This window comes from Pseudonocardia sp. ICBG1034 (genome assembly GCF_020131375.1).
Lineage (GTDB): Bacteria > Actinomycetota > Actinomycetes > Mycobacteriales > Pseudonocardiaceae > Pseudonocardia > Pseudonocardia alni.
Genome location: NZ_JAHLEK010000015.1, coordinates 2269647 through 2288394, shown reverse-complemented (window position 1 = coordinate 2288394; position 18748 = coordinate 2269647). Strand labels below are relative to the sequence as shown.

Below are 18748 nucleotides of genomic sequence, written 5' to 3'. Positions count from 1 at the left end.
CGCTGCCACCCTGGCGTCCGCCATCGACGGCGAACCCGGGGACCCACGACCAGCGTGGGCCTCGAGGCACGGAAGGAGCTCACCGGTGAGCACACAGGAGAGCGGAGAGGTGGCGGCCCCGTACCGGGCGCCCGCGACCCCGCCGAAGCGGACCCGCGTCCACCACCTGCTGCAGTGGAAGCAGGAGGGCCGGCGCTGGCCCATGCTGACCGCCTACGACGTCTACTCCGCCGAGATCTTCGACGACGCCGGCATCCCGGTGCTGCTCGTCGGCGACTCCGCGGGCAACAACGTGTTCGGCCACGACAACACCATCCCGGTCACGGTCGACGACCTGGTCCCGCTGACCCGCGCCGTGGTGCGCGGCGCCCGTAGCGCGCTCGTCGTCGCCGACCTGCCGTTCGGCAGCTACCAGATCTCCCCCGCGCAGGCGCAGGAGACGGCGTTCCGGTTCATGAAGGAGGGTGGGGCGCACGCGGTCAAGCTCGAGGGCGGTGCGCGCTTCGCGCCGCAGGTCGAGGCGCTCACCGCGTCCGGCGTGCCGGTGATGGGCCACCTCGGGTTCACCCCGCAGAGCGAGCACGCGCTGGGCGGGTTCCGCATCCAGGGCCGCGGCGACGCCGCCGACCGGCTCGTCGAGGACGCGCTGGCCGTGCAGGAGGCGGGCGCGTTCGCCGTCGTGCTGGAGATGGTGCCCGCCGACGTCGCCAAGCGGGTGACCGGGGAGCTGCGCATCCCGACCGTCGGCATCGGCGCCGGGCCCGACTGCGACGCCCAGGTCCTCGTCTGGTCGGACATGGCCGGGATGAACCGCGGGAAGGTGCCGCGCTTCGTCAAGAAGTACGCGGAGCTCGGCTCGGCCCTGCACGACGCGGCGGCCGCGTTCGCCGCCGACGTGGCGCACGGCGAGTACCCCGCCGAGGAGCACAGCTACCGCTGAGCCGGGCCGGGGCCCCGGCGCGCGTCGCCGGGGCCCGGTCGGCCGGGCGGGACCGGTTCAGCCTGCGCCGTGCGTCGCCGGGTGCCCCCCAGCCCCGGGATGCCGCCGCCCGCGCGGTGGCGGGCCAGCATCCGGTCCGCGGGGGTCTCGCGGCGCGCAAGCCGCCGGGCCAGCGACGCCAGCCGCGCACCGTGGGCGTCGTCGCCGGCCAGCGCGGCGGTCGCGGCGTCGAGGACGGCCTGCGACCCCGCCCGCACCGCCGGGTCGGCCCAGCCCCGCAGCGCCGAGCGGCGGTGCGCCGCCGTGTCCGGGGTCCGGCGCCGGCCGGGCAGCGTGTCGTCGCGCAGCAGGCCGGTCAGCAGGCTCAGCAGCGCCGCGGGCAGGTCGGTGCCCACACCGTCGGCGGGCTCCTCCCCCGCGATCGCCGGGACGGCGTCGAACGCCTTGAACTCGATCCGCCCCACCTCCCCGGGGATGCCCGCGTGCCGCACCAGGCTGGGGTCGGTCACCAGCAGCGGGGCGTCGGGCGGCAGGTAGGCCAGCGCCGCCGGGCGCGCCCCGGTGCGACGCGCGGTGCGCGCCGACAGCCCGCCCCAGACCCGGCCGTCGCGGAACGGCGAGGAGAACGACCACGGCACCAGGTAGGGGCTGTAGAAGGTCAGCTTCGCCGCCGCGTCGGCCAGCACGGCGGGGTCGGTGCCGGACTCGGGGAACGACAGGTTCAGGTCCGGCCCCCAGGTCACCATGTGCAGGTGCGAGGTCCGCTCCTCCGGCGAGTCCGCCATCAGCGCCCGCTCGTGGGCGTTCGGCGGGGGGTCCAGCCGGTAGGCCGACAGCTGCGGGTGGTGGGCGAACGCGACGGGGCGCAGTCCGTGCCGGGCGGCCACCGCGGCCAGGGTGACCGCGTCGGCGGCCAGCGCGTCGGCGGCGGCCTCGACCGAGTCGTGCACGCGGGTCCGGATCTCGATGCCCTTGGGGTCGAACCGGAGCAGCCCGCCGCTCTCGTCGAGGCGCTCGTAGCCCTCGGCGTACCAGCGCTTGCGGCGGATGCCGGCGTCGCCGATCCGCAGGTCGGTCTGGTCCCCGGGCAGCTCCGGCAGCTCGTCGACGACCGCCGCGACCTGCGCGTGGGTCAGCGACCGGTGGTCGGCCACCGTCCCGTCGTCCCGCAGCAGCGCGAGCTCGTGCTCGAGCCCGTAGCGCGCCTCGCCCCGCATCGACCACCCCCGGTCCCCGTCCTGGCACAGGACGTTACCGAGGCCGGGCCCGGCGCCGGCTGTGATCCGTCCCCGCACCCTCCTCACCCGTTCCGCCCTGGACAACCCCGCGGCGAACGGTCAGCCTGGTGACGGCGGCCACGTCCACCAGGTGGCCGGGACCCGGAGCACACGGGAGGCGTCATGAGGCTGGGCCGCAAGATCTCCGAGGGATTCGCCGTGGACCACGAGGCCGACCGGGTGGCCGACGCCCAGGAGCGCCCGCGCCCGGCGCGCACCGTCGAGCCCGAGTTCACCGAGTGGACGCCGGCCGCCCCGCAGCCGGCGCACTCGGGGTCCCGCAAGGACTGACCGGGTGCGCGGGCTGTTCCGCCGGACCCCGCTGGAGTACCCGACCGGCCCGCTGGAGGGCCACAAGCTGGCGTTCCCGATGCTGTCCGCGGACGGCACGACGGTGGGCTTCAGCGGTGTGACGCTCGGGCGGGCGCACGTCTACCGCACGGTCGACGACGCGGTGTGCGCGCACGGTTGCCGGCACGCCTGCCCGTCGCGGTGGTGCGACTGCGGGTTCTACTGCTTCCACACCGCCGACGACGCCCGCGAGCTGGCGTGTGCGCCCGAGCACCAGGGCGCGATCCTGCTCGAGGTGGCCGTCTCCGGCCGGTTCCGTCGCTACGAGCTGGGCCTGCGCTACGCCCGGCAGCGGGTGCGCACGATCCGGATGCGGCCCTGCCGCTGCGGGGCGCGGGTCGCGGTGCTCGCCGACACCGGCTCCGGGCAGCACGGCTGGCGCCGGCTGGAACCGGTGTGCCTGCGGTGCGCCGGGGCGCGCCCGGTGCTGTCGGCGCAGCGCTTCGCCGAGCTGGCCGAGCTCACCCTGCTGCCCGACGACGTCGCGACGGGCCCGCTGACCACGCCCGACGACGCGGCGGGGTTCGCCGAGCACCCCGACCCGCACGGCACCGAGGCGGCCGACGGGCTGATCGGCGACCCGGTCGCCGCGGCGGGCGCGGTCGCCGTGCTCACCGCGGAGATGGCGCTGCTGCAGGCCCGGCTCGACGAGATGGCCCGCCAGCTCGGCCGGGCCACCGCACGCCTGGACGCGCTCGAGGGCCGCGACCGGCCCGCGGCGGAGCCGGGGTCAGAGCCAGACCGGTAGCGGCGGCGGGAGCTTCCCGTCGGCGTCGCGCAGGCCCTTGTCGAACGGGCGGCCGAGCAGCCAGGCGATGATGTCGTGCGCCTTGCCGCGGACCGTGCCGAGGTCGCGCGGCTCGGCGCCGTCCGGCCCGGCGGGTCCCGGCCCGAACTCCAGCGTCGCGCCGGTGCGGACCTCCTCCAGGCGCACGTGCGGGCAGCCGGGCTTGCGCTCCAGCCGCGCGACCACGTCGGCGACCAGCACCTCCCGCATCGGGATCGGCAGGTCCTTGAACGAGGCGCCGACGTCGAGGTCGACGGCGTGGATCCACACCTCGCGGGCCCGGTTCCAGGGCACCGCCGTCACCGGCATCTCGACGCCCTGCGGGTTGCGCACGGTCGCCGACCAGGCCTTCTCGGGCATCGCCCGGACCGCGTGGGCGAGCCGGTCGGAGGCGGCGACGACGTCGGCGCGGATCTCGTCGGAGCTGCGCCCGGCCCCGGCCTCGATGTCGGCGTCGCGGGACGCGGGATCAGGGTAGGCCGGGGTCTCGACGCCGGTCCGCGCCCAGGTCAGCAGGTTCACCATGGCGTCGGCGTTACGGGCGAGGTGGGTGAGCACGTGCGCGCGGGTCCAGCCCGGCAGCGCCGACGGGGCGCGGAACGCCTCGCCCGCCATCCGGGTCATCAGCCCGCGCAGGTGGGCCTGGCCGTCGCCGGCCCAGGCCAGCGCGTCGCCCACCGGTGGCGGGACGAGGGCGCGGCCGTCGCCGGGGGTGCGCGCGGGGGTCACCGCACCGCCCGGCACACGTTGCGGCACTCGCCGATCCCCTCCACGGCGGTGACGATCTCGGCGCCGTCGGTGAGGTAGCGCGGGGGCGTGCGCGCGTCGCCGACGCCGCCGGGAGTGCCGGTGGCGATGACGTCGCCCGGGTTGAGCGTGAGGATCTCCGACAGGTAGACGACCAGGTCCACCGCGCCGAACACGAGCTGGTCGGTCGTGGAGTCCTGCATCGTCTCCCCGGACAGCTCCGAGGAGATCCGCAGCGCGCCACCGGCGGCCGGGTCGGCGGGCAGCTCGTCGGGGGTGACCAGCACCGGCCCGAGCGGCGTCGAGTGCTCCCAGGTCTTGCCCTGCAGGAACTGCTTGGTGCGCCGCTGGTAGTCGCGCATCGACACGTCGTTGAGCACGGTGTACCCGGCGATGGCGGCCGTCGCCGCCTCGCGGTCGGCGCGCCGGACCGAACGCCCGATGACGACGGCCAGCTCGGCCTCGTAGTCCACCCGGTCGGACTGCTCGGGCAGCTCGATCTCGTCGTGGGCGCCGACCAGGGCGGGCGCGAACTTGCCGAAGACCGTGGGGTACTCGGGCAGCTCGTTGCCCATCTCGAGCACGTGGTCGCGGTAGTTCAGCCCGATGCAGATGATCTTCTCGGGCGACGGCACCAGCGGCGCGTAGTCCAGGCCGGCGGTCTCGTGGACCGGCCCCGCCGCGCCCGCGGCGTGCTCGACCCAGTCGGGGCGCTCCAGCAGCGCCCGCACGTCGGCCTCCCCCGTCTCGACGGCGGTGTCGCCGTCGACGCGCACCGCCCGGTGCCCGGTCGCGGTCCGGATCGTCGCGAGCCTCATCGTGCGGGTGCCTCCCGGTATCGGTTGCCGTCCGGCGGAGAGTCTGCGCCACCGGGGACGCGCGGAACAGACAGGGGGTGGGTTATCGCGTGTCCCGGCCGGTGGACCGCCCGAACTCACCCGTACGGGCGACGCCGCGACGGACCGCGACCGCCGCTCCGCCGGCACGGCGACGGGGACGCCCCCGTCCGGGAACGCCCCGCCGGCGCGGCGTGGCGCAACCACACCCGCTGTCCGGTGCCCACACCCGTTGCAGCAGGTGTGGATGCCGGACGGCGGGTGTGGATCCGCCACGGCACTCCCACGGCCCGGCGGCGACCGACCCGGGCCGGGCCCGCAGGCCGGGTCAGATCGCGGCGTCGTCCTCGGCGCCACCGCCGCGCACCGGCAGGTCGTCGAACACCGCGGGCGGCTCCCGCCAGGCGTCCTCCGGTGCCCCGGCCCGGGCCGCGGCGACGGCCCGCCACACCCGCTCGGGGGTGCAGGGCAGGTCGATGTGACGCACCCCCAGGTCCGACAGCGCGTCGACCACGGCGTTCTGCACCGCCGGGGTCGACCCGATCGTCGCGGACTCGCCGATCCCCTTGGCCCCCAGCGAGTTCAGCGGGGTCGGGGTCTCGGTCGTCGCGGTCTCGAAGGAGAACAGGTCGGCCGCGGTCGGGATCGTGTACGCGGCGAGGCTGGAGGTCAGCGGCTGGCCCTCGTCGTCGAACAGGACCTCCTCGTGCAGCGCCTGGGCGACGCCCTGGGCGAGCCCGCCGTGCTGCTGGCCCTCGACGAGCAGCGGGTTCAGGATCCGCCCGCAGTCGTCGACGGCGACGTGCCGGCGCGGGGTGACCCGGCCGGTGTCGGTGTCGACCTCGACCACCGACAGGTGCGCCCCGAACGGGAAGGTCGCCCCGTCCTGCGCGGAGTCGAGCCCGACGTGCAGCTCCTCCCCCGTGGCGGCGGCCTGGCGGTGCACGTCGCTCCAGGTCGCGGTCGGACCGCCGGGCACCCCGGCGACGCCGAAGGTGCCCTCGTCGGTGATCTCGACGTCCTCCGCGGCGGCCTCCAGCAGGTGCGCGGCGAGCTTGCGGGCCCGCTCGTACAGCTCGTGCGCGGCCTCGGACACCGCGGTCCCGCCGAGCTGCAGCGACCGCGAGCCGCCGGTCCCGGCGCCGCGCGGGACGAGCGCGGTGTCGGACTGGACGTAGCGGATCCGGTCCATCGGGATGCCGAGCCGGTCCGACACCAGCATCGCGAACGACGTCGCGTGCCCCTGACCGTGCGCCGAGGTGCCGGCCGACACCGTCGCCGAGCCGTCGTCGTGCACGGTCACCGAGCCGTACTCGCCGCCCCCGCCCCCGGCGGTGACCTCGACGTAGACCGCGATGCCGATGCCCAGGCGCACCGGGTCGCCCGCCTCGCGGCGGCGGGCCTGCTCGGCACGCAGCTCGTCGTAGCCGGCGATGCGCAGGGCCTCGCGCAGCGGCAGGTCGTAGTCGCCGACGTCGTAGCGGGCACCGGTCGGGGTGGTGTACGGGAAGACGTCGGGCGCGAGCAGGTTGCGCCGGCGCAGCTCGACCGGGTCGATGCCCAGCTCGGCGGCCGCGACGTCGACCAGGCGCTCCAGGTGGGCGGCGGCCTCCGGGCGTCCCGCGCCGCGGAAGGCGCCCATCGGGGTGGTGTTGGTCAGCGCGGAGACGGCGTCGTAGCGCAGGTTCGTGACGTCGTAGACGCCGGTCGCCATGAGGTAGGTGGTGCGCAGCGGGAGCGCGCCGCCGAAGCCGGCGTAGGCCCCGGCGTCCCCGACGACCCGCACGCGCAGGCCGGTCATCCGGCCGTCACGGGTGAGGCCGAGCTCGTAGTAGCCGACCTGGCCGCGGCCGTGCGGCATCGAGACGAGGTTCTCCGAGCGGGTCTCGACCCAGGCCAGCGGCCGCCCCAGCGCCCGGGCGGCCGCGACGGTCGCGGTGTGCTCGGCGAGCACACCGGCCTTCGCGCCGAACCCGCCGCCGACGTGCGGGGCGATCACCCGGACCTGGTCGGCCTCCAGCCCGGCCAGTCCGGCGAGCTGGGTGCGGAAGCCGTGCGGCATCTGGGTGGAGACGTGCACGGTGAGCGGGAAGTCGGTGGTGGTGGGGTCGGCGACGATCGCGTTGCCCTCCATCGGGACGGCCGCGACGCGCTGGTTCACCATCCGCGCGCGGACGACGACCTCGGCGCCGTCGAGCGGGTCGCCGGTCCCCCGCTCGCCCGCGGCCAGGTTGCTGCCCTGGTCGGGGAACTGCAGCGGGGCGTCGTCGGCGAGCGCGGCCTCGATGTCGGTGACCGCGGGCAGCGGGTCGTAGTCGACCTCGACGAGCTCGGTGGCGTCGACGGCGGCGGCGCGGCTCTCGGCGACGACCAGCGCCACCGCCTCGCCGACGAACCGCACCCGGTCGGTCGCCAGCGGCGGGCGCGGCAGCGCGGGGTTGAGGACCATCAGGCCGTGGTGGGCGGGCAGGTCGAGGTCGGCCGCGGTGTACACGGCGAGGACGCCGGGCGCGGCCGCGGCCTCGGTGGTGTCGATGCCGGTGAGCAGCGCGTGCGCCACCGGCGAGCGGACGAACGCCACGTGGGCCAGGCCCGCCGGTGCGTCGGCACCGTGGACCAGGTTGCCGACGAAGGTGCTCGCACCGGTGATCAGGTCGGCGTCCTCGACGCGGCGGACGGAGGTTCCCAGGATCGAGCCAGGCATGTGGTCCACACTACAGCACTAACCGGAGGGTCGTCCGGTTAGTGCGCCTCACACGTCGTCTGCGTCTCCACCTGCGGTGCCCGCCCGGCGACGGCCGGTAGCGTCCCCGCCATGCCCGAGTTCCACCACACCGACGTGCTCCCGCTCGGCCCGGACGACACCGAGTACCGCGAGCTCGACCTGCCCGCGGGAACCGTGACCGAGGCCGCGGGCCGCACCTTCCTCGAGGTCCCTCCGGAGACGATCACCGGACTGGTCCGCGCGGCCGTCACCGACATCCAGCACCTGCTGCGACCCTCGCACCTGAAGCAGCTGCGCGCCATCATCGACGACCCCGAGGCCTCCGGCAACGACCGGTTCGTCGCCACCGACCTGCTGCGCAACGCCTGCGTGTCCGCGGGCGGGGTGCTGCCGATGTGCCAGGACACCGGCACCGCGATCGTCGTCGGCAAGAAGACCGAGACCGTGCTGACCGGCGGCGACGACGAGGCCGCGGTGTCGCGCGGGGTCTTCGAGGCCTACCAGGAGCTGAACCTGCGCTACAGCCAGATGGCGCCGATCAGCTTCTGGGACGAGAAGAACACCGGCACCAACCTGCCCGCGCAGGTCGAGCTGTACGCCAAGCCGGGCCGGGACCCGTACTACGAGTTCCTGGTCATGGCCAAGGGCGGCGGCTCGGCCAACAAGACCTTCCTCTACCAGGAGACGAAGGCACTGCTGAACCCGAAGCGGCTCGCGGCGTTCCTGGACGAGAAGCTGCGCAGCCTCGGTACCGCGGCCTGCCCGCCGTACCACCTGGCGATCGTCGTCGGCGGCATGTCGGCGGAGTTCAACCTGAAGGTCGCCAAGCTGGCCTCGGCCCGCTACCTGGACAACTTGCCGACCGAGGGCTCACCGCTCGGGCACGCCATCCGCGACACCGACCTGGAGCAGCAGGTCCTGGAGCTGACCCGCAACTTCGGGATCGGCGCCCAGTTCGGCGGCAAGTACTTCTGCCACGACGTGCGCGTCATCCGGCTGCCCCGGCACGGCGCCTCGCTGCCGGTCGGCGTCGCGGTGTCCTGCTCGGCGGACCGCCAGGCCAAGGCGAAGATCACCCCGTCCGGGGTCTACCTGGAGCAGCTGGAGCGCGACCCGGCCCAGTACCTGCCCGAGGCCACCGACGCCGACCTGTCCGACGAGGTCGTGCGGGTCGACCTGAACCGGCCGATGGACGAGATCCGCGCGCAGCTGTCGCAGCTGCCGGTGAAGACCCGGCTGTCGCTGACCGGGCCGCTGGTCGTCGCCCGCGACATCGCGCACGCCAAGATCGCCGAGCGGCTCGACGCCGGCGAGCCGATGCCGCAGTACCTCAAGGACCACGCCGTCTACTACGCCGGACCGGCCAAGACCCCCGAGGGCTACGCCTCGGGCTCCTTCGGTCCGACGACGGCCGGCCGGATGGACTCCTACGTCCAGCAGTTCCAGGAGGCCGGCGGGTCCCTGGTGATGCTGGCGAAGGGGAACCGGTCGAAGCAGGTCGTGGACTCCTGCGCCGCGAACGGCGGCTTCTACCTGGGCTCCATCGGCGGCCCGGCCGCCCGCCTGGCCCAGGACTGCATCCGCAAGGTCGACGTGCTCGAGTACCCCGAGCTCGGCATGGAGGCGGTCTGGAAGATCGAGGTCGAGGACTTCCCGGCGTTCGTCGTGATGGACGACAAGGGCAACGACTTCTTCGCCGACACCAGCGCCCCGACCCTGCAGGTCACCTTCCGCACCTGACCGCTGCGACGCCCGCCCCCCCCCGGGGGGTGTGTCCGCGGCCCCCGTGCACGGCGCGCCGTGCACCCAGGGGAACCCTCGTAGCGCTCTAAGCCACGAAGGTTCCCCTGGGGGCCACCCGGCGGGTGCCCGGCGACGGCACCGGGGGCTCCCGGGGGTGGGCGGGCGGGTCAGCGCAGGCGGCGGGGGCCCGCGTCGCGGCGGTCGGGCACCGGGCCGATCGTCATCCGGGCCCCGGCCACGAACGCGCCCTGCGGCGAGGCCAGCACCGGGTCGAGGGCGAGCGAGCGGACCTGCGGCAGGTCCTCGACGAGCCGCCCGATCCGCAGCACGACGTCCTCCAGCGCGGCGAGGTCGACCGGGTCCGTGCCGCGGTAGCCGGTGAGCAGCGGCGCCGCCCGCGGGGCCCGCACCAGCCGGGCCGCGTCCTCGGTCGACACCGGCAGGACCCGGTAGGCGCGGTCGTCGAGCAGCTCGGTCGCCATCCCGGACAGCCCGAACGCGACCAGCGACCCGAACGACGGGTCGTCGACGACCTCCACCGTGCACGACGTGCCCTTCGGGGCCATCCGCTGCACGTAGACCTCGTCGGACCCGGTCACCCGCGACAGCTCCGCGTGCGCGACGCGCAGAGCCTCCTCCGAGACCAGGTCCAGGCGCACCCCGACGAAGTCGCCGCGGTGCCGCCACTGGTCCGCGGTCGCCTTGATGACCACCGGGTAGCCGAGCTGCTCGGCGGCGGCGACGGCGTCGTCGGCGCCCTTCGCCCGGCGGAAGGTGATCACCTCCAGGCCGTAGCAGGCGAGCAGGTCGACGGCCTCGTCGTCGGTGAGGGGGTGCCGGGTGTCCGGCCCGAACGACGCCACGAGCTCCCGCGCACGGTCGGCGTCGATGCCCTCGGGCACGACGAACTCCCCGACCGGGGTGTCACGCCACTGCGCGTAGCGGCTGACCCGGCCCAGCGCCGACGTGGCCCGCTCGGGGCTGGCGAAGCTCGGCACCGACCCGCGGCCGGGCGTGCCGTCGGCGCCGGCGACCGACAGCTCCGCCGGGATGCCCTCGGCGGCGAGGAACACCGCGATGACCGGGACCCCGGCACCGCCCGCGGCGTCGCGCAGGGCGTGCGCGTGGTCCCGGCCGGCCACCGCGACCGGCGGGACGAACACCGCGATGAGCGCGTCCGGGCGGGCGTCGCCGTCCAGGGTCGCGCGGACCGCGCCGGCGAACGCCTCCGGGGAGGCCTGGGTGCCGACGTCGACCGGGTCCCCCGCCAGCTCCAGGCCCTCGTCGAGCAGCCCGTCGAGGACCAGGAGGTTGACCGCGGTGGAGTTGCCGACGACCGCGACCCGGCGGCCCTTCGGCAGCGGCTGGTGGGCGATGAGCAGGGCGGTGTCGAACATCTGCGGCAGTGTCTGCACGCGGATGACCCCGGACTGCTCGAACAGCGCCTGCACGCTGGACTCGTCGATCGGCGCCCCGACCGAGGCCAGCGACGGCAGCGTCCCGGTGTGCCGGCCGGACTTCACCGCGATCACCGGCTTGGTGCGGGCCAGCCTGCGGGCGACCCGGGCGAACTTGCGCGGGTTGCCGAAGGTCTCCAGGTAGAGCAGCACCTGCTCGGTGCTCGGGTCGGTCTGCCAGTACTGCATCAGGTCGTTGCCGGACACGTCGGCGCGGTTGCCCGCCGACACGAACGACGACAGGCCCAGCCCGCGGGTGCGGGCGTTGGCGAGGATGGCGCTGCCGAGCGCACCGGACTGGCAGAAGAACCCGGTGCGCCCGTGCCCGGGCATCCGCGGGGCGAGGGTCGCGTTGAGCCGCACCGAAGGGTCGGGGTTGGCGACGCCGAGTGCGTTCGGCCCGACCACCCGCATCCCGTGCGCCCGCGCCTCGGCGACCAGCCTGCGCTCGGCGACGGTGCCGCCGTCGTCGCCGGCGTCGGCGAAGCCGGAGCTGATCACGACCAGCACCTTCACGCCCTTGGCCAGGCAGGAGTCCATGACCTCGTCGATGTTCGCGGCCGGGACGGCGACGACCGCGAGGTCCACCTCGTCCGGGATGTCGATCACCGATGGGTAGGCGCGCACGCCCCGCACCGAGCGGGCGTCGGGGTTGACCGGGTAGACGGGGCCGGTGAACCCGGCGCGCAGCAGGTTCAGCAGGACGGCGTGGCCGATCTTGGTCTCGTCCGCGGACGCACCGATCACCGCCACCGAGGTCGGGTGCAGCAGGTTCGCGACGCTGCGGGCCTCGGCGGCCTGTTCGCGCGCGTAGCGGACCGCGATCGACTTCTCGGTGGGGTCGATGTCGAACTCGAGGTGCAGGACGCCCTCGGCGAAGGCCCGCGTGACGCCGTAGCCGGCCTCGCGGAACACCCGCACCATGGCGTGGTTCTCCACCAGCACCTCGGCCTCGAACCGGGACAGCCCGTTCTCCCGGGCCGCGGCGGCGAGGTGCTCGAGCAGGATCGAGCCGAGGCCGCGGGACTGGTGGTCGTCGCGGACGACGAACGCGACCTCCGCGGAGGTGACCGGCTTGTCGGTGCCCGCTCCCTCCTGGGCGGCCGCCCCGCCGCCGGGGGTCAGCCCCTCGTAGCGGCCGACCGCGATGATCTCGTCGCCGAGCAGCGCCAGGAACGCGACCCGGGTCCGGTGGTCGACGACGGTGAACCGCTCCAGGTCCCGCGCCGAGATCCGCGGGTACGGGCCGAAGTAGCGCAGGTAGCGGGTGCGGTCGGACAGCTTGGAGTGGAAGGCGAGCAGCGCGTCGGCGTCGCCGGGCAGGATCGGGCGCAGGTGCACGATCCCGCCGTCGGAGGCGACGACGTCGGCCTCCCAGTGCCGCGGGTAGGGGTGCCCGGGGGCGTCGGCCGGGGTCTCGTCGGTCTTCTCGGTCATGGTCGGTCTCAGTCCCGCGGGTCGTCGGGGTCGAGGCCGTGCAGCGGGAACACCGCACGACGGGTCTCCAGGATTGCGGAGTCGACGCGCTCGCCGAACGAGCCGCCCCACCGCTCGAAGGCCGGGTCGGCCCCGTCGGACATCGAGACCGGCAGCGGCGAGCGGGTCCGGGTCGCCGCGAGCGCGGTCCAGTCCGCGGGGATGGAGGTGTCCGGGTCCAGGTCGCGGTCCAGGGCGACGGCCATCAGGTGCGTCCACGAGCGCGGGACGACCCGGTAGAGCGCGTACCCGCCGCCGCCGAGCACGAGCCACTTGCCACCCGCGGTGGTCTCGGCCATCTCGCGCAACGCGTGGTAGATGGCCCGGTGGCCGTCGACGGACAGCTCCAGGTTCGCCAGCGGGTCCTCGGAGTGGGTGTCCGCGCCGCACTCGGTGACCAGCACCTGCGGACGGAACGACTCCAGCAGCGACGGGACGACGCCGTGGAAGGCCCGCAGCCAGCCCGCGTCGCCGGTGCCGGGGGGCAGCGAGACGTTGACGGCGTAGCCCTCGCCGGCACCGCGCCCGATCTCCCCCGCCCAGCCGGTGCCCGGCCACAGCGTGAGCGGGTGCTGGTGCAGCGAGATCGTCAGCACCCGGGGGTCGTCGTAGAAGCAGTCCTGCACGCCGTCGCCGTGGTGGACGTCGACGTCGACGTAGGCGATGCGCTCGTAGCCCTGCTCCAGCAGCCAGGCGATCGCGACCGAGCAGTCGTTGTAGACGCAGAAGCCCGCGGCGCGGTCGCGCATCGCGTGGTGCAGCCCGCCCGCCATGTTCACCGCGCGGTCCGCGCGGCCCTCGGCGATCTCCCGGGCGGCGGCGACCGAGCCGCCCGCGATCAGCGCGGACGCCTCGTGCATACCGAAGAAGATCGGGTTGTCGGCGGTGCCCAGCCCGTGGCCGACACCGAACGGCGCCTCGGGGGCGGACTTGACCGCCGTCTGGAAGCCGGGGGTGTGCACCCGGGTCAGGTCCACCTCGCCCGCCGGGTCCGGGACGACCGGGTCGACGCCGTCGAGCACCCCCAGCCCGCGGGACAGCTCCATCATCAGCTCCAGCCGCACCGGGTTGAGGGGGTGGTCGTCGGACAGCTGGTAGGTCAGGAACTCCGGAGTCCACACCACCGACGTGCGAGCGCTCATGGGCCGGAACCGTATGCCAGGCCGGCGGGCGCGGTCACTCCCGCGCGGCCCACGGCCGGTCCCCGGTCTCGGCCGGGCGGTCCGGGTCGGCGCTCCACTCCGACCACGACCCGGGGTACAGCGCGGCCGGGGCGTCCGGGGTGGTGAGGCCGGACTCCTCCAGCGCGAGCACCAGTGCGCAGGCGTTGACGCCGGACCCGCAGTAGGCGCCGGTCGCGACACCGGGTGCGACGCCGGCGGCGCGGAAGCGCTCGGCCAGCGTGCCGGCGGGCTGCCAGCGCCCGTCCGGGCCGGTGTTCCCCGCGGCCGGGGTGCTGCGGGCACCGGGGACGTGCCCGGCGCGCGGGTCGACCGGCTCGGTCTCACCGCGGAAGCGGGCGGCGGCGCGGGCGTCGAGGAGCACGCCGTCGCGGGCCAGCGCGGCGGCCCCGTCGGCGTCGACGACGGGCATCCCGCCCGGCCGGACCACCAGATCGCCGGGCGGCAGGGGCTCCGGCTCCGGCGCCCCGGCACCCGGGCCGGTGCCGGCCACCGGCAGCCGCGCGGCCTGCCAGCCGGCGAACCCGCCGTCGAGCACCCGGACCCGGCCGGGCGCGACGCCGGCCCAGCGCAGCAGCCACCAGGCGCGCGCGGCGACCGAGCCGTCGAGGTCGTCGTAGGCGACGACGACCTGGTCGCCGGCGTCGTCCCGGATCCCGGCCCGGCGCAGGACCTCCTGCAGCGCAGCGGGTTCCGGCAGCGGGTGGCGCCCGCCGGGGCCGGGGCGCGCGGGGCCCGCGGACAGCTCGGTGTCGAGGTCGACGAACACCGCACCGGGGATCCGGTGGGCGTCGTGGTCCTCGCGTCCGGGCGGGCCGACCAGACGCCACCGGACGTCGAGCACCACGGGCCGTACGGTGCCGGCGGCCGGGGCGGGTCCCAGCAGGCCGGCGAGTTCCGCAGGGGGGATCATGGATCCGGACACGCGGCCCATCCTGCCCCGGACGGGCTCGCCGTGCGCGGGAGCCGCGCTGGGTAGACTGGACGTCGAACGAAGGGGCCCCACGTGAACGACCTCATCGACACCACGGAGATGTACCTCCGCACCATCTACGAACTCGAGGAGGAAGGCGTCGTCCCGCTGCGCGCGCGGATCGCCGAACGCCTCGGACAGAGCGGGCCGACCGTCAGCCAGACGGTGGCCCGAATGGAACGCGACGGACTCGTCGTCGTGGCCGGGGACCGCCACCTCGAGCTGACCGACGAGGGCCGCGGCCGCGCCGTCGCCGTCATGCGCAAGCACCGCCTCGCCGAGCGGCTGCTGATCGACGTGATCGGGCTCGAGTGGGAGCTCGTCCACGCCGAGGCGTGCCGCTGGGAGCACGTGATGAGCGAGGACGTCGAGCGCAAGCTGCTCCGCCTGCTCGACAAGCCGACCGTGTCGCCCTACGGCAACCCGATCCCGGGTCTGGAGGAGCTGGAGCGCGGGGACGACGCGTCGACGTCGTCGTCGGTGCCGCCCACGCTCGAGGTCGGCCTGCAGCGGCTCGACGAGCTGGCCCGCCGCGGTGGCGGTCGCGTCGAGATCCGGCGGATCGCCGAGCACGTGCAGCTGGACTCCGACCTCATGGGCGAGCTGAAGCTCGCGGGGATCGTGCCCGGCAACGCGATCGACGTCGGCCCGATCTCCCGCTTCGGCGACCCGGTGCCGGTGAGCTCGGACGACGAGAAGTCGACCGTCGCTCCGCCGGTCGCGCACGCCGTGCTCGTCCGCGCCGTCTGAGGAGGATCCGCACACGTGAAACTGCTCGTCACCGGCGGCGCGGGCTACGTGGGCAGCGTGTGCGCCGCGCACCTGCTCGACGCCGGCCACGAGGTCGTCGTGCTGGACGACCTGTCCACCGGCCACCGCGACGCCGTGCCCGCGGGCGCGGAGTTCGTCGAGGGTGAGCTCGGTACCCGCGCCGGGGAGGTCCTGGGCCGCGGCGGGTTCGACGGCGTGCTGCACTACGCCGCCCGCTCGCTGGTCGGGGAGTCCGTCGAGAAGCCCGAGAAGTACTGGGACGGCAATGTCGTGGCCTCGTTCCGGCTGCTCGAGGCCGTCCGGGAGCACGCGGTACCGCGGCTGGTGTTCTCCTCCACCGCCGCCACCTACGGCGAGCCGGAGCAGGTCCCGATCCCGGAGACCGCGCCGACCCGGCCGACCAACCCCTACGGGGCGAGCAAGCTCGCGATCGACCACATGATCACCTCCTACGCGACGGCGCACGGCCTGGCCGCGACGAGCCTGCGGTACTTCAACGTGGCCGGGGCGCACCTGTCCGGCGACACCCCGCTCGGGGAGCGGCACGCGGTCGAGACCCACCTGATCCCGCTGGTCCTGCAGGTCGCCGCGGGCACCCGCGAGTCGATCTCGGTCTACGGCGACGACTGGCCCACCCCCGACGGCTCCTGTGTGCGCGACTACATCCACGTCGACGACCTCGCCGAGGCCCACCTGCTCGCGCTGACCCACGCCGTCGCGGGGCGGCACGACATCTACAACCTCGGCAGCGGTCACGGGTTCTCCGTGCTCGAGGTGGTCGAGGCCTGCCGCGCGGTGACCGGGCACCCGATCCCGGCCGTCGTCGCGCCGCGACGCGCCGGTGACCCCGCGGTGCTGGTGGCCTCGAGCGAGCAGGCCGCGCAGCATCTGGGCTGGAAGCCGTCGCGGACCGCGATCGCCGAGATCGTCGGCGACGCCTGGGAGTTCGCCCGGTCCCGCTGAACCTGCGCGGCCCGGGGCCGGCTCACCGGGCGGCCGTGTCGTCGGGCGCGTCCGGGTCGAGCATCGCGGTGAGCAGCCGCCGCAGCCCGCCCGGGCCCGCCCACCGTGCGGCGGGTGAGCGCGGGTCGCGGGTGCCGTGCAGGCTCGCCGCCACCACCCCGGCGAGGACGTGGTCGGGCCGTTCGGCCAGCGCCCGCTCCGTCGCCCCGGTCGCGAGCGCGCCGTCGCCGCGCAGCAGGGCGCACACCGCGAGCAGGGCCAGCGGGTGCGCCCGCTGCGGTGACGGCAGGGCCGCGACCAGCACCGCCCACAGCTGCTCGGCGTCCGCCGCGCGGGGGCCCAGGCAGCGGCGCAGCGCCTCGTCGCGCACGTCGCCGACGTCGAGGGCGCCGCACAGGGCCAGCGCCAGCCGGTCGTCGACGACGAGCCGGCTCGCCGCGGCCTCGTCCAGGCAGGCGTCGAGCAGGGCGGTGCCGGTCGCGGCACCTACCCGGTCCGGTGCGGCGCCGGTGTCGCGCAGCCGGGCCCGGCGGCGACGGGTGCCGGCGTCGGAGTCGAGCGGGGCGAGCACCGCGGCGCGGTCGGGCAGGACGACCCGGCCGTCGCGGACCGCGGCCGTGACCCCGAGCGTGGTCGACGCGGCGTCGGGCAGCAGCCCGCCGCAGGTGCAGGGCAGGTCGAAGCAGCCCCACCGGTCCCCCGCCCGGGTACCGGTCGCCCAGAGTGCCGCGATCGGCTCGATCCCGGCGTCGAGCAGCTCCCGCCGCGCGGCGGCCCCCACGTCCCGGCGGCTCCGGCGGGGACCCGGCCCGGCTGGGCCCGGGTCGCGCACGACGAGCGCCAGTGCCCGGTCGGGCCGTTCCCCGGCGAGCACCCCGACCGCCTCCCGGCACACCCGGCGGGCCGACGCCGACGAGCGCGGCAGGTCGACCCGCACGGTGAGTCCCAGCCGGTCGTGGAGGTGCGGCCCGGTGACCGAGACGAGCACCAGCGAGTCCCGGGGGTGGAAGCCGAGCAGCACCGGGACCGCGGCGATCAGCTCGGCGGGCCGGTCGAGCCGCACACCGGGACCGGACGCGGTGTCGGGGGGCCGTCCGGTGGCGGGCAGGTCCTCCGACCCGGGCGACGGGTCGGGGCCGGGGAGGGGGTCGGGCCGGGGGCAGGCGGTCATGCCGCCACGGTCGTCGCGGGCCGGGACGTGCGGAACGCCGTCACCCGACCGGCTGTGGACGGTCCCGCCTCACACCCCTTGCCGAGGGGGTGTCGTGGATGGTTTCCCCCCGCGCCGGGGCAGTCGCCTGCGCCACGCGGTGAACGAGGTGACCGGACCGGCGTGCGGGCGGTACAGCCACGGCCAGGGGTGCACCACGACCGGGCGGACGGCGGCGGAGCGCGTCGTGAACCCGGGGACCGGGGCGTGGGTGACCGCGACGGGCGTGCCGTCGAGCTCGTCGGCGACGACGCCGCGGTGCACCAGCACGGCACGGCGTTCACCCAGGTCGGCGAGGGTCTGCGCGAGGAACACCAGCCGTTTCCCGGACAGCCGCAGCCGGCGCAGCAGCGGCTCGTCGAACACGAACACCGCGGGCAGGTCCGGGTGGGCGTCGAGGGCGGGGTCGGCGTCGCCGAGCGACTCCGCCGTCAGCCACACCGCCTCCGGCGCGGCGCCGGTGGAGACCGGGGCGGCCGGCCCCCCGGTCGTCTCCGGGTCGGGGTCCGATCGCAGCCGCGGGTCGTGCTCGGGGGCCGGGCGCGACGGCGGATCGGCGGGCCAGTGCTCGATCGGGCAGGCGTCGGACAGCGCGCAGCTCCCGCACAGCTGCGGGGCGCGCTTGCGGACCTGCCAGCGGGAGAAGCCGTAGGGCTTGCCGGTGCCGGCACCGACGGTCCACTGCCAGCCGAGCCGGTTCGCCGCGCGGGAGCCGTCGAGCAGGTGCGCGAAGAACTCGCTCTCCCCGCCCGCCCACTCGTGCCCGGCGCGCACGGTCCACTGCGAGGACAGCCACATGCGGGTCTGGTTCACCAGCCAGCCGTCGGTGTGCAGCTCGGTGAGGCAGGCGTCGACGCAGGCCATCTCGGCGGGCCACGGCTCGTCCCATCCCCGTTCGGCGCGGGCGGGGGCCGCGCGCAGCGCGGAGCGGGTGCGGGTGCCGAGCCGGGCGTAGAGGTGGCGGGCGTACTCCTGCCAGCACAGCTCGTCGCGGAACTTGGCGCGGTCGCGCGGCGGGGCGTCGGCGGCGGCGTCCCAGGCGGTCGGCAGGTCGACCAGCCCGTGCCGGATCCACGGCGACAGCGCCGTCGCACCGCGCCGCGACACCGGCAGCACCTCGTTGCGCCGCTTCGCATAGCCGGTCAGGTCCAGTGCCGCGACGGCGGCGTCGGCCGCGGTCTGCCCGCCGCGGAACGCTCCGGAGGCGACGGGCTCGTCGCGGCAGAGGTCACCGAGGTGCGCGCGCACCCAGTCGGTCGCGGTGTCCGGGTGGGGTGTGGGCAGCTGCACCGGAGAAGTCTGCGGCGCCCC

Annotated in this window: 15 protein-coding genes; 6 read left to right on the top strand and 9 right to left on the bottom strand. The window is 75.6% G+C overall.

The window, feature by feature from the left end; genetic code table 11:
• Nucleotides 1–85 precede the first annotated feature (85 nt).
• On the top strand, nucleotides 86–940 hold the full coding sequence (gene panB, locus KPF22_RS12260) for a 3-methyl-2-oxobutanoate hydroxymethyltransferase (RefSeq protein WP_224402110.1): 855 nt from the start codon (nucleotides 86–88) through the stop codon (nucleotides 938–940).
• Here the strand turns inward: panB and KPF22_RS12255 are convergent.
• Nucleotides 931–2157, bottom strand: a complete 1227-nt coding sequence (locus KPF22_RS12255; RefSeq protein ID WP_224402109.1) for a glutamate-cysteine ligase family protein — start codon at nucleotides 2155–2157, stop codon at nucleotides 931–933. The two genes, panB and KPF22_RS12255, sit on opposite strands and share 10 nt — an antisense overlap.
• Nucleotides 2158–2340: 183 nt before the next feature.
• On the opposite strand from KPF22_RS12255, the gene KPF22_RS12250 reads away from it, so the two are divergent.
• Complete coding sequence (locus KPF22_RS12250) at nucleotides 2341–2508, top strand: hypothetical protein (protein ID WP_224402108.1); 168 nt, start codon at nucleotides 2341–2343, stop codon at nucleotides 2506–2508.
• A gap of 4 nt (nucleotides 2509–2512) precedes the next feature.
• Nucleotides 2513–3316 carry a hypothetical protein gene (locus tag KPF22_RS12245; protein ID WP_062395999.1) on the top strand — a complete coding sequence of 268 codons (804 nt, stop codon included), beginning with the start codon at nucleotides 2513–2515 and terminating at the stop codon, nucleotides 3314–3316.
• Here the strand turns inward: KPF22_RS12245 and KPF22_RS12240 are convergent.
• The 3 genes from KPF22_RS12240 to KPF22_RS12230 form a co-directional block, all read right to left on the bottom strand.
• Nucleotides 3299–4084 (bottom strand): maleylpyruvate isomerase family mycothiol-dependent enzyme, encoded by a 786-nt coding sequence (locus KPF22_RS12240; RefSeq protein ID WP_224402107.1) that lies wholly within the window; start codon nucleotides 4082–4084, stop codon nucleotides 3299–3301. The two genes, KPF22_RS12245 and KPF22_RS12240, sit on opposite strands and share 18 nt — an antisense overlap.
• The gene (locus tag KPF22_RS12235) at nucleotides 4081–4920 is read right to left on the bottom strand and encodes a fumarylacetoacetate hydrolase family protein (protein WP_224402106.1); all 840 of its coding nucleotides are present in this window, start codon (nucleotides 4918–4920) and stop codon (nucleotides 4081–4083) included. Before KPF22_RS12235 ends, KPF22_RS12240 begins: the two co-directional genes overlap by 4 nt.
• Nucleotides 4921–5266: 346 nt before the next feature.
• Nucleotides 5267–7642 carry a xanthine dehydrogenase family protein molybdopterin-binding subunit gene (locus tag KPF22_RS12230; RefSeq protein WP_224402105.1) on the bottom strand — a complete coding sequence of 792 codons (2376 nt, stop codon included), beginning with the start codon at nucleotides 7640–7642 and terminating at the stop codon, nucleotides 5267–5269.
• Nucleotides 7643–7753: 111 nt separating this feature from the next.
• On the opposite strand from KPF22_RS12230, the gene KPF22_RS12225 reads away from it, so the two are divergent.
• Nucleotides 7754–9403 carry a fumarate hydratase gene (locus tag KPF22_RS12225; RefSeq protein WP_073574184.1) on the top strand — a complete coding sequence of 550 codons (1650 nt, stop codon included), beginning with the start codon at nucleotides 7754–7756 and terminating at the stop codon, nucleotides 9401–9403.
• A gap of 170 nt (nucleotides 9404–9573) precedes the next feature.
• On the opposite strand, the gene KPF22_RS12220 is transcribed toward KPF22_RS12225, so the two are convergent.
• Genes KPF22_RS12220 through KPF22_RS12210 form a run of 3 tightly spaced genes read right to left on the bottom strand, consistent with a single transcriptional unit; the run spans nucleotide 9574 to nucleotide 14454 of the window.
• The gene (locus KPF22_RS12220; RefSeq protein ID WP_208826905.1) at nucleotides 9574–12300 is read right to left on the bottom strand and encodes a bifunctional GNAT family N-acetyltransferase/acetate--CoA ligase family protein; all 2727 of its coding nucleotides are present in this window, start codon (nucleotides 12298–12300) and stop codon (nucleotides 9574–9576) included.
• An 8-nt stretch (nucleotides 12301–12308) separates the two neighbouring features.
• Nucleotides 12309–13481 (bottom strand): acetoin utilization protein AcuC, encoded by a 1173-nt coding sequence (locus tag KPF22_RS12215; RefSeq protein ID WP_208826907.1) that lies wholly within the window; start codon nucleotides 13479–13481, stop codon nucleotides 12309–12311.
• A 34-nt stretch (nucleotides 13482–13515) separates the two neighbouring features.
• Complete coding sequence (locus KPF22_RS12210; RefSeq protein ID WP_374107474.1) at nucleotides 13516–14454, bottom strand: sulfurtransferase; 939 nt, start codon at nucleotides 14452–14454, stop codon at nucleotides 13516–13518.
• A 72-nt stretch (nucleotides 14455–14526) separates the two neighbouring features.
• Here KPF22_RS12210 and KPF22_RS12205 point away from each other — a divergent pair, with 72 nt between their 5' ends.
• Nucleotides 14527–15243 carry a metal-dependent transcriptional regulator gene (locus KPF22_RS12205; RefSeq protein WP_062396004.1) on the top strand — a complete coding sequence of 239 codons (717 nt, stop codon included), beginning with the start codon at nucleotides 14527–14529 and terminating at the stop codon, nucleotides 15241–15243.
• Nucleotides 15244–15258: 15 nt separating this feature from the next.
• Entirely contained in the window at nucleotides 15259–16227 is a 969-nt protein-coding gene (gene galE, locus KPF22_RS12200) for a UDP-glucose 4-epimerase GalE (protein ID WP_062396005.1), read from the top strand.
• Between the two features lie 22 nt (nucleotides 16228–16249).
• On the opposite strand, the gene KPF22_RS12195 is transcribed toward galE, so the two are convergent.
• Both KPF22_RS12195 and KPF22_RS12190 read right to left on the bottom strand, forming a co-directional pair.
• Complete coding sequence (locus KPF22_RS12195) at nucleotides 16250–17398, bottom strand: DUF4192 domain-containing protein (RefSeq protein ID WP_224402104.1); 1149 nt, start codon at nucleotides 17396–17398, stop codon at nucleotides 16250–16252.
• A gap of 69 nt (nucleotides 17399–17467) precedes the next feature.
• Nucleotides 17468–18727 (bottom strand): FAD-binding domain-containing protein, encoded by a 1260-nt coding sequence (locus KPF22_RS12190; RefSeq protein ID WP_224402103.1) that lies wholly within the window; start codon nucleotides 18725–18727, stop codon nucleotides 17468–17470.
• Nucleotides 18728–18748: the final 21 nt, after the last annotated feature.

What these genes read in the sequence shown, in the direction of transcription:
- KPF22_RS12255 (WP_224402109.1), bottom strand. Translation starts at nt 2,157, where the DNA reads ATGCGGGGCGAGGCGCGCTACGGGCTCGAGCACGAGCTCGCGCTGCTG.
- KPF22_RS12250 (WP_224402108.1), top strand. Translation starts at nt 2,341, where the DNA reads ATGAGGCTGGGCCGCAAGATCTCCGAGGGATTCGCCGTGGACCACGAG.
- KPF22_RS12235 (WP_224402106.1), bottom strand. Translation starts at nt 4,920, where the DNA reads ATGAGGCTCGCGACGATCCGGACCGCGACCGGGCACCGGGCGGTGCGC.
- KPF22_RS12230 (WP_224402105.1), bottom strand. Translation starts at nt 7,642, where the DNA reads ATGCCTGGCTCGATCCTGGGAACCTCCGTCCGCCGCGTCGAGGACGCC.
- KPF22_RS12225 (WP_073574184.1), top strand. Translation starts at nt 7,754, where the DNA reads ATGCCCGAGTTCCACCACACCGACGTGCTCCCGCTCGGCCCGGACGAC.
- KPF22_RS12220 (WP_208826905.1), bottom strand. Translation starts at nt 12,300, where the DNA reads ATGACCGAGAAGACCGACGAGACCCCGGCCGACGCCCCCGGGCACCCC.
- KPF22_RS12215 (WP_208826907.1), bottom strand. Translation starts at nt 13,481, where the DNA reads ATGAGCGCTCGCACGTCGGTGGTGTGGACTCCGGAGTTCCTGACCTAC.
- KPF22_RS12210 (WP_374107474.1), bottom strand. Translation starts at nt 14,454, where the DNA reads ATGGGCCGCGTGTCCGGATCCATGATCCCCCCTGCGGAACTCGCCGGC.
- KPF22_RS12195 (WP_224402104.1), bottom strand. Translation starts at nt 17,398, where the DNA reads ATGACCGCCTGCCCCCGGCCCGACCCCCTCCCCGGCCCCGACCCGTCG.